Source organism: Streptomyces sp. NPDC104581 (genome assembly GCF_055583685.1).
Map to the genome: position 1 here is coordinate 34,843 of NZ_JBVJNN010000053.1, position 9,381 is coordinate 44,223.

The window sequence follows — 9,381 nt, forward strand, 5'->3', positions numbered from 1 at the left end:
GGAAAATTCATGGAATTGGCCGTGGACGCCGAGGAATTGCGCACGATCGTCGCCGAGTCGCTCGAACTGGAACCCGAAGAGGTCGGTGACGGCGACCATTTCGCCGAGGACCTCGGAATGGACTCGCTGATGGTGCTGGAAATATCCTCCCGGCTGGAGCAGCGCTACAGCATATCGGTGCAGGACGCGTCCATCGGCTCGGTGGAGAATCTCGGCGAACTGCGCGGTCTGGTCGAATCCCTGCTGGCGGAGGAGTCCGCGGCGTGACCGAAAGGCGAATCGCCCTGGTGAGCGGCGGGTCCCGGGGAATCGGCCGGGCCGTCGTCACCCGGCTGGCCCGGGACGGATTCGACGTCGCGTTCTGCTATCTCTCCCGCGCCGATGCCGCCGAGGAGACCGAGCGGGAAGCGGCCGAATCCGGATCCCGTGTCCTCGCCCGCAGGGTCGATGTCGCCGACGCCGGCGAGTGCCGTGCCTTCGTCGCGGCGGCGGAGGACGAACTCGGCCCGGTCGACGCCGTGGTGACGGCCGCGGGTATCACCCGCGACAAGCCGCTGGCGACGATGGAGGACGCCCAGTGGCACGACGTGCTGACGACGAACCTGGACGGCACCTACCACGTCTGCCGCCCCGCCGTCGAACGGATGGCCATGCGGCGGGCGGGTGCCCTGGTGACTCTGTCCTCGATCGCCGGCGTCCGCGGCAGCGTCGGGCAGACCAACTACTCGGCGTCCAAGGCCGGGATCATCGGATTCACCCGGGCCATGGCGAAGGAGTACGGAAAATTCGGCGTGCGCGCCAATACCGTGGCGCCGGGTTTCATCGAAACGGAGATGACGGCCGACATGCCCGACAGGGCCAGGAAGAAATACCTCGGCCAGATCCCGCTGTCGAGGTTCGGCACATCGGAGGAGGTGGCCGATCTGGTCTCCTTCCTGCTGTCCCCGCGCTCCTCCTACATCACCGGCCAAGTCCTGGGCGTCGACGGCGGAATGGTGATGTGAGACAGATGGCCGCCTCACCTGCCCGGGACCCGGACTCTCCCGCGGGGAGACGGACGCGTATGAGGTCCACCGCCCCGCCCGGCCCGGTCACCCGGCGCCGCCCGGTCGACGATCCCGCGGTGCGCCTGTTCTTCTTCCACCACGCGGGTGGCTCCCATCTGCTCTACCGCGGCTGGACGCGCCTCTTCCCGGACGACTGGGACATCTGCCTGCTGGACGCGCCCGGCCGCGGCAACGCGCAGGCGCTCCCTCTCGTCGGGGACTGCGCCGACCTCGTGACGTTCTTCGACGAGGCCATCACCCCGCTTCTGAACCGGCCGTTCGCGTTCTTCGGCCACAGTGTGGGCGGCCGCGTCGCCTTCGCGCTCACGCGCCGCCTCCAGGAGACGGCCCGCGAACTCCCCAGCTGGCTCGGGGTGTCGTCCTTCCGCGCACCGCGGCCGGACGCGCCGGAGCCGTCACTGAGCCGGAGGCTGCGATCCGACGCCGCCCTGCGCGCCTGGCTCCGGGACAGCGGCGGCGCCCCGGACCGGCTGCTGAGCGACGACAGCCTGTGGAACGCGTTCGCCCCCGTGCTCCGCAGCGACCTGGGACTCGCGGACACCTGGGACCGTGAGACACCCGGTACGCCTCTGCCGGTGCCCCTCACCGTCTTCGGCGGCACCGAGGACACCGTCGTGCCCCTGCGACAGCTGGAGAACTGGCCGCGCCTGACGGCCGACTTCCTCGGGCTGCACACCTATCCGGGAGGGCACTTCTATCTGAACGACCACCGTGACCGGCTGGCCGCCCGCATCACCCGCTCCGTACTCGGCCGACTGGGCCCGCCGCCGCACGCGTAGCCGCCGGCGAGGGCCCCGGCGCGGCCGGTCCGCCGCGCCACGGTTCACCCCGTGGGGGCGGGCATCCGCACCTGCCGGCGGACCCCTTGCCATGGACGCCGCATGGACCGGAGGACCTTCCGCCCGCGACGGCGGCGCGGCTCAGGGCCATCCGTGAGGTGTGCGCCCGCCACGGGGGTCCCGCCGAGGGCCGCCGCGCTGCGATTGTCTTTCGGTCATCCCGCCGTGACCGCCGTCGTCGTCGGAGCCCGCTCGCCTGAGGAGACCGAGGAGTCGGCCACCCTGCACGCGTCCCCCTCCCCGGAAAACGTGGTCGGACCTGAGAGACGCCCGCGTCGTTCCGCCGTCCTGGCGTCCTGCCGGCCCCTGATCCGCGGACAGCGACACGGCGACAGCGACACGGCTACAGCGACACGGCGACAGGGATACGTCGCCGGGGCCGGCGTCTCCCGTCGTGCCGTACTTCTCTCGACCGGGAATCCAGTCGAACACGAGTTTCCTCAATCGCGCGTCACAGAACTTGAGAACCACTCGTAATCGAGTGGAACACCGGGCCTTTCCGCGCTCCCCGGCGAGTGCGGCCGAACTGCCCCGTGACCTCGGCCGTTCGTGGACACCGACTCTCTCCGGGGCATGAATGACCGACGGAATTACGCGTTCAACTTGAGGAATTCCGGCGCACTCCGGGCGCGCGCATTTTCGGTGAGGCAACCGATAATTGCAGCCGCCGAGTCGGCATTGATATGGTCCGGCAACGTCGAACGGGCGTTCATTCCGGACCAGCACAGTAAGGCGGGGAAATGCCGAATACGAGCACTGTCGCGCGAGCCGAGGAAGACGCTCGGAACCGTGAACACAATCGACGGATCGTCGACCAGTACATGCACACGCTCGGACAGGACCGGCTGCGTCGCCATGAATTGTTCACCGAGGACGGTCAGGGCGGCCTCTGGACGACGGAGACGGGCGAGCCGATCGTCATCCGGGGACGGGACCGGCTGGCCGAACACGCGGTCTGGTCCCTCCAGTGCTTCCCCGACTGGGAGTGGACCGACATCGAGATTTTCGACACCCAGGACCCCGACCGCTTCTGGGTGGAGTGCAGGGGGGCCGGCAGGATTCGCTTCCCGGGCTATCCGGAAGGCCACTACGAGAACCACTTCATCCACAACTTCCTTTTCGAGAACGGAAAAATCAAGACGCAGCGGGAATTCATGAACCCCTGCCAGCAGTTCCGCTCACTCGGTATCGAGGTACCGCGCGTCGTGCGGGCCGGAATACCGACTTGAGCGCGCGGCCGGGGGAGGGCTCGAACGTGATGCACGCAGGCTTGAAACGGCAGCTCAGCGCCGCTCAGCAACCGAGCTGGGACGACCCGCGCCGGCTCGCCGAGGTCCGCGGCCTGCTGTCGGCGGCCCAGCCTCTCGTCGGCGCCGACCAGATCGCCACGCTGCGGCGGTCGCTGGCACGGGTGGCCGGCGGAGAGGCGCTGGTCGTCCAGACCGGCGACTGCGCCGAGCACCCTGACGAGTGCGGCGAGCCGCACATCGCGGCCAAGTCCCGTCTCGTACACCACCTCGCCGACCTGCTGAGCGCCCGGTCCGGTCTGCCGGTCGTCCGGGTCGGCCGGATCGCCGGGCAGTTCGCGAAACCGCGCTCGAACCCCGTCGAGGACATCGACGGGACACTTCTGCTCCCCGTCTACCGGGGGCACATGGTCAACCTGCCCGAGCCCGACGTCCGCAGCCGCAGGGCCGATCCGTCGCGCATGCTCATGTGCTTCATGACCGCCCGCGAGACGATGCGCCACCTCGGCTGGCGGGCCGGCGACAGCCCGGCCGCCCGCGACATCGAGACCCCGCTCTGGACGAGCCACGAGGCGCTGCTGATGGACTACGAGCAGCCCCAGCTCCGCAGGTTCGACGAGCGGCGGTGGATGCTCGGCTCGACCCACTGGCCGTGGATCGGCGAACGCACGAGGCAACCCGACGGCGCCCATGTCGCTCTGCTGTCCGAGGTCGTCAACCCGGTCGGCTGCAAGGTGGGGCCGGGTACGACCCCCGAGGAGCTGCTCGACCTGTGCGAGCGGCTCGATCCGCGCCGCGAGCCCGGCCGGCTGACGCTCATCGTGCGGATGGGCGCGGAGGCGATCGCCGACCGGCTGCCCGCTCTCGTCCGCGCGGTCCGGGACGACGGCCGCCCGGTGCTGTGGCTCAGCGACCCCCTGCACGGCAACACGGTCAGGCGCCCCGACGGCACCAAGACCCGTGTCGTCTCCACGGTCGTCGAGGAGGTGCGGGCGTTCCTCTCCATCCTGGACGACGCGGGTGTACCGGCGCACGGACTGCACCTGGAGGCCAGTCCGTACGCGGTCGGCGAATGCGCCGGGGGTCCCAGGAGCACGCTGCCCACGGCCGTGGGGGCACCGAGCCTGTGCGACCCGCGGCTCGATCCCGCGCAGGCGGCCGAGGTGGTGTCGGCCTGGCCACGCGCCGGCACGTCACGGGCCGACACCGTACTCACGAGGCAGAGGTCGTCATGAGCATGCGATTGCGGATCGATCCGTACGACCTGCCGACCCGGGACGACCTGCCGCCCAGCGTCGTCGACTGGCGGCCCGAGCCGCACCGGGCGGTCCTCCTCATCCACGACATGCAGAACTACTTCATGTCCGCGTTCGACGGGGACATGCGCGCCCGGCTCGTCGAGAGGGTGTCCTCGCTCCGCGAGCGCTGCGCCGACCAGGGCGTACGCGTCGCCTACACCGCCCAGCCGGGCCGGATGACCCCACAGGACCGCGGCCTCCTGCGGGACTTCTGGGGGCCCGGCATGACCAGCTCGGCGTCGGACCGCGAGATCACCGCCGAGCTGACACCGGGAGCCGACGACTGGACGTTCGTGAAGTGGCGCTACAGCGCGTTCTTCCGCACCGAACTGCTCGCACGCGCACGTGCGGAGGGCCGTGACCAGCTCGTGGTGTGCGGCGTGTACGGCCACGTCGGCATTCTCGCCACCGCGCTCGACGCCTACAGCAACGACCTGGAGGTCTTCCTGCCGGGCGACGCCATCGGCGACTTCTCCGCCGCGGACCACCGCCGGACCCTGGAGTACACCGCGCGTTGCTGTGCCCGGGTCACCACCGCCGACGAGACGACCGAATGGGTGCTGGGGCAGTGAAGATGGAGATCGCGTGGTGGGCCCTCGACGGCTCATCCGTCACGACCGAGGACCTCGCGCGTCATCTGGGCGAGGAGGGAGTCGTCGACGACTGGCGGGCCGTCACCGGTCTGCGTGAGAAGTTCTGGATCGCGGACCGGGACGGCAACCGGTGGGGCGCCGTCATGGTCTGGGACGACGACCGGCCCGCCGACCTGCCGGAGAACCGGGCCACCGAGCTGATAGGGCGCCCGGTGACGCACCGGGACCGGTTCGAGGTCCAGGCCGCCGTCCGGGGGCCCCGTGCCACCGCCGGCCCAAACAGGTCCCACCCGTACGTCGTCGTCGACGCCTTCGCCGACGAGCCGCTGCGCGGCAATCCGGTCGCCGTGTTCTTCGGCGCGGACGACCTGACGGGCACTCAGATGCAGCGCGTCGCACAGGAGATGAACCTGTCCGAGGTGGTGTTCCTCCTCGCGCCGACCGGTGACGCGGACGTACGGGTCAGGATCTTCACCCCGGTGAACGAACTCCCCTTCGCCGGACATCCGCTCCTCGGCACGGCTGTCGCGGTCGCCCTGGACCGCGGCGCGGACCGGCTGCGCTTCGAGACCGCCATGGGCGTCGTGCCGTTCGACATCGACCGCGCGCCGGGGGACGGGCCCGGCGGAGCCAGGGCCCACGCCGCCATGGATCAGCCGATTCCGGTCTGGGAGGCGTACGAGCACACCGACGCCCTGCTGGCGGCGCTCGGCATCACCTCGTCCACCCTGCCGGTGGAGATCTACCGCAACGGCCCCCGGCACGTCTTCGTCGGGCTCCCGGACACCGACGCGCTGTCCGCTCTGCGGCCCGACCACCGGGCGCTCGCCGCCTTCCCCGACATGGCGGCCAACTGCTTCGCCCCGGAGGGCGAGCGGTGGCGCTCACGGATGTTCTCACCCGCCTACGGCGTCGTGGAGGACGCCGCCACCGGGTCCGCCGCCGGGCCGCTGGCGATCCACCTCGCCCGGCACGGTGTCGTCGACTACGGGAAGACCGTCGAGATCCACCAGGGCGTCGAACTCGGCAGGCACTCGGTCATGTTCGCCGAGGCGACCGTGGGCGGCGGCGGTGAGATCGCCCGGGTCCGGGTGAGCGGCCATGGTGCCGTCGTCGCCGAAGGCACCATCCATGTCTGACGGGAGACACCCGGGCGGGCGGCCCTCGCGCCGGCCTCTTCCCACCCCGGCACCCGCGCCGGCCTCCCACCGGCCGGCCCGCCGCCGGGAACGCCCCGCCGGCGCGCCGTCACCGGACCGCCGTTCCTCTCCAGCACGTTCCTCCCTCCCCATTCGTCCTTTCGGAAGGCCGTCATGACCCAGAAGAAGACGACGCACCTCGACGCACTCGTCATAGGCGCGGGATTCGCCGGCATCTACATGCTGCACAGGCTCCGCGGTGAACTCGGCCTCGACGCACGGGTCTTCGACAGGGCCGACGGCATCGGGGGCACCTGGTACTGGAACCGCTATCCGGGCGCGGCGGCGGACGTCGACAGCATCGTCTACCGCTACTCCTTCGACAAGGAGCTGCTCCAGGAGTGGAACTGGAAGAACCGCTACGCGACCCAGCCGGAGATCCTCGCCTACCTGGAGCACGTCGTGGACCGCCACGATCTGCGCGGCTCCATCCAACTGGGCACGGCCGTCGAGTCGTTGGCGTACGACGAGGAGAGCGGCCTGTGGACCGCGCGGACCGACGGCGGTGCTCAGTACACCGCGCGCTACGTGGTCGGCGCGCTCGGCCCCCTGTCGAGCGCCAACTTCCCCGACATCCCGGGCAGGGACACGTTCGCGGGACCGCTGGTGCACACCGGTGCCTGGCCCCGGGACCTCGACATCACCGGCAAGCGCGTCGGCGTCGTCGGCACCGGCTCGACCGGCACCCAGTTCATCTGCGCGGCGGCGCGGACCGCCGCGCACCTCACGGTGTTCCAGCGCTCCGCGCAGTACGTCGTTCCCTCCGGCGACCGCCCGCTCGGCGACGCCTACCTCACCGAGTGCCGCGAGACCTACGACCAGATCTGGGACCAGGTCTTCCACTCGCGTGTCGGATGCGGATTCGAGGAGAGCGAGATACCCGCGACGAGCGTCTCCCCGGCCGAACGCGAGCGGCTCTTCCAGGAGAGCTGGGACGCCGGCAACGGATTCCGTTTCATGTTCGGCACGTTCGGCGACATCGCGTTCAACCCGGAGGCGAACGAGGCCGCCGCCTCGTTCATCAAGTCGAAGATCACCCAGACGGTGCGCGACCCCGAGACCGCCCGCAAGCTCCTGCCGACCGACTACTACGCCAAGCGGCCGATCTGCAACAGCGGTTACTACGAGACGTACAACCGGGACAACGTCTCGCTGGTGTCCACCAAGGAGAACCCGATCACCCGGATCACCCCGGCCGGCGTGGCCACCGAGGACGGCACCGAGCACGAACTGGACGTGCTGGTCTTCGCGACCGGTTACGAGGCCATGGAAGGCAGCTACAACCGGATCGGCATCCGGGGACGTGACGGCACCACACTGCGGGAGAGCTGGGGCGACACCCCGAGCAGCTACCTCGGCGTCGCCACCCACGGCTTCCCGAACCTGTTCATGGTGTACGGCCCCAACAGCGTGTTCTGCAACCTGCCTCCCGGCATCGAGACCCAGGTCGAGTGGATCTCCGACCTGATCGGATCGGCCGAACGGCGCGGTGTCAGCCGTATCGAGGCCACCGCCACCGCGGAGGAGGAGTGGACCGGCATGTGCCGGGAGATGGCGGAGCAGAGCCTCTTCGCACAGACCGACTCATGGATCTTCGGCACGAACATCCCCGGCCGCAAACGCCGCACCCTCTTCTACTTCGGCGGCATCGGCAACTACCGCCGGAAGCTGCGCGAGGTCGCCGCCGCGGACTACGAGGGTTTCACCCTCGAAGGGCGGTCCTCCCTCGCACCGGCCCGACACCACGGCCCGGCCGGCACCGCCCCCTGACCCGACTCGACGCCCATCCCGTACAGAAAGGCGGCGCCTCCCCATGACCAGGGCAGCACAGGCAGACATCGTGATCGCCGGAGCCGGTGTCGGAGGACTCACGACGGCACTGGCCCTGCACGCGCGCGGACTGCGCGCCACGTTGCTGGAGAGCGCGCCGGCCGTCCGCCCGCTCGGCGTCGGCATCAACATCCAGCCCGTGGCGGTCGCCGAACTGACCCGGCTCGGCCTCGGCGACGCGATGGCCGCCACCGCCATCGCCACCCGTGAGCACCGCTATCTCAACAGCGACGGTGTCACGCTGTGGACCGAGGAGCGCGGTGTGGCCGCGGGACACCCGGCTCCGCAGTACTCCGTCCACCGCGGCGAGTTGCAGATGATGCTGCTCGAAGCGGTCCGCGAGAGGCTCGGGGCGGACGCCGTCCGCACGAACGTCCACGTACGCGCACACCGGCAGTCCGACGACGGTGTACGGGTGATCGCGGGGCCCGGTGACGGTACGGCGGTCGAGGCCGGCGTACTGATCGGCGCGGACGGGCTGCACTCGGCCGTACGGGCGCAACTGCACCCGGACGAGCCGCCGTTGCGCACCACCGCCGTACGGATGTGGCGTGGCCTGACGGAGCTGCCCGAGTTCATCGACGGGCGAACGATGATCATCGCGGCGGACGACCGCGGCAACCGGATGGTGGCGTACCCGTGTTCCCGCCGCCACGACGAGCGCGGCACCGTACTGCTCAACTGGGTGGCCCTGGCCGCCGACCCGACCGGATCCGGCACACCGCCGGCCGGTCCGGGCCGTCTCGACGACCTGCTGCCCCACTTCGCGCACTGGGACTTCGGCTGGCTCGACATCCGCACCACGCTGTCGGCCGGCACTGGCATCCTGCACTACCCGATGGTCGACCGGGACCCACTGCCCTCCTGGGGCGAGCACCGGGTCACCCTCCTCGGCGACGCCGCGCACCCGATGTATCCGATCGGTGCGCACGGCGCCTCCCAGGCGATCCTCGACGGTGTCGCGCTGGCCACCGAACTCGCCTCGGGCGACGACGTGGTGGCCGCGCTCCGCCGCTACGAGGAGGACCGGCTGCCGGCCACGACCGCGATCGTGCACGCCAACCGGACCATGGACCGCTCCGAGCGGTCACTCGCCGGGCGCCTGCACGGCGACGTGTCCGGCGAACTGAGGGCGATCACCCGCGACTACCGCGAAACGGTCGAACGCCGGTAGCCGCCCACGCGCCGGATCACCTAGCCGCCCACCGCCCGACCCGGGGGGGGGGGGGGGGGGGGGGGGGGGGGGGGGGGGGGGGGGGGGGGGGGGGGGGGGGGGGGGGGGGGGGGGGGGGGGGGGGGGGGGGGGGG

The 9,381-nt window shown here is 70.8% G+C and carries 10 protein-coding genes; 9 read left to right on the plus strand and 1 reads right to left on the minus strand.

Annotated elements, in window-relative coordinates; all coding sequences use genetic code 11:
* Positions 1-9: 9 nt before the first annotated feature.
* From ACZ61E_RS29415 to ACZ61E_RS29425, 3 genes are read left to right on the plus strand one after another with little or no spacing between them, the layout of a single operon-like run.
* The gene (locus tag ACZ61E_RS29415; RefSeq protein WP_469703100.1) at positions 10-267 is read left to right on the plus strand and encodes an acyl carrier protein; all 258 of its coding nucleotides are present in this window, start codon (positions 10-12) and stop codon (positions 265-267) included.
* Positions 264-1,004 carry a 3-oxoacyl-ACP reductase FabG gene (fabG, locus tag ACZ61E_RS29420; protein WP_469703101.1) on the plus strand — a complete coding sequence of 247 codons (741 nt, stop codon included), beginning with the start codon at positions 264-266 and terminating at the stop codon, positions 1,002-1,004. The genes ACZ61E_RS29415 and fabG overlap by 4 nt, the downstream gene beginning before the upstream one ends.
* A 59-nt stretch (positions 1,005-1,063) precedes the next feature.
* Entirely contained in the window at positions 1,064-1,846 is a 783-nt protein-coding gene (locus ACZ61E_RS29425; protein WP_469703102.1) for a thioesterase II family protein, read from the plus strand.
* A gap of 650 nt (positions 1,847-2,496) precedes the next feature.
* Here the strand turns inward: ACZ61E_RS29425 and ACZ61E_RS29430 are convergent.
* A complete protein-coding gene (locus ACZ61E_RS29430; protein ID WP_469703103.1) occupies positions 2,497-2,733 on the minus strand; it encodes a hypothetical protein in 237 nt (78 codons plus the stop codon).
* Here ACZ61E_RS29430 and ACZ61E_RS29435 point away from each other — a divergent pair.
* The 6 genes from ACZ61E_RS29435 to ACZ61E_RS29460 all read left to right on the plus strand — a co-directional run bounded on the left by ACZ61E_RS29435 (position 2,728) and on the right by ACZ61E_RS29460 (position 9,247).
* Entirely contained in the window at positions 2,728-3,135 is a 408-nt protein-coding gene (locus tag ACZ61E_RS29435; protein ID WP_469703105.1) for a PhzA/PhzB family protein, read from the plus strand. The two genes, ACZ61E_RS29430 and ACZ61E_RS29435, sit on opposite strands and share 6 nt — an antisense overlap.
* A 29-nt stretch (positions 3,136-3,164) precedes the next feature.
* A complete protein-coding gene (locus tag ACZ61E_RS29440; protein ID WP_469703106.1) occupies positions 3,165-4,388 on the plus strand; it encodes a 3-deoxy-7-phosphoheptulonate synthase in 1,224 nt (407 codons plus the stop codon).
* On the plus strand, positions 4,385-5,023 hold the full coding sequence (locus ACZ61E_RS29445) for an isochorismatase family protein (RefSeq protein ID WP_469703108.1): 639 nt from the start codon (positions 4,385-4,387) through the stop codon (positions 5,021-5,023). Before ACZ61E_RS29440 ends, ACZ61E_RS29445 begins: the two co-directional genes overlap by 4 nt.
* Positions 5,005-6,183 (plus strand): PhzF family phenazine biosynthesis protein, encoded by a 1,179-nt coding sequence (locus ACZ61E_RS29450; RefSeq protein ID WP_469703109.1) that lies wholly within the window; start codon positions 5,005-5,007, stop codon positions 6,181-6,183. Before ACZ61E_RS29445 ends, ACZ61E_RS29450 begins: the two co-directional genes overlap by 19 nt.
* Before the next feature lie 174 nt (positions 6,184-6,357).
* Entirely contained in the window at positions 6,358-8,013 is a 1,656-nt protein-coding gene (locus tag ACZ61E_RS29455; protein WP_469703110.1) for a flavin-containing monooxygenase, read from the plus strand.
* A gap of 43 nt (positions 8,014-8,056) precedes the next feature.
* The gene (locus ACZ61E_RS29460) at positions 8,057-9,247 is read left to right on the plus strand and encodes an FAD-dependent monooxygenase (protein ID WP_469703112.1); all 1,191 of its coding nucleotides are present in this window, start codon (positions 8,057-8,059) and stop codon (positions 9,245-9,247) included.
* The last annotated feature ends 134 nt before the right edge of the window (positions 9,248-9,381 follow it).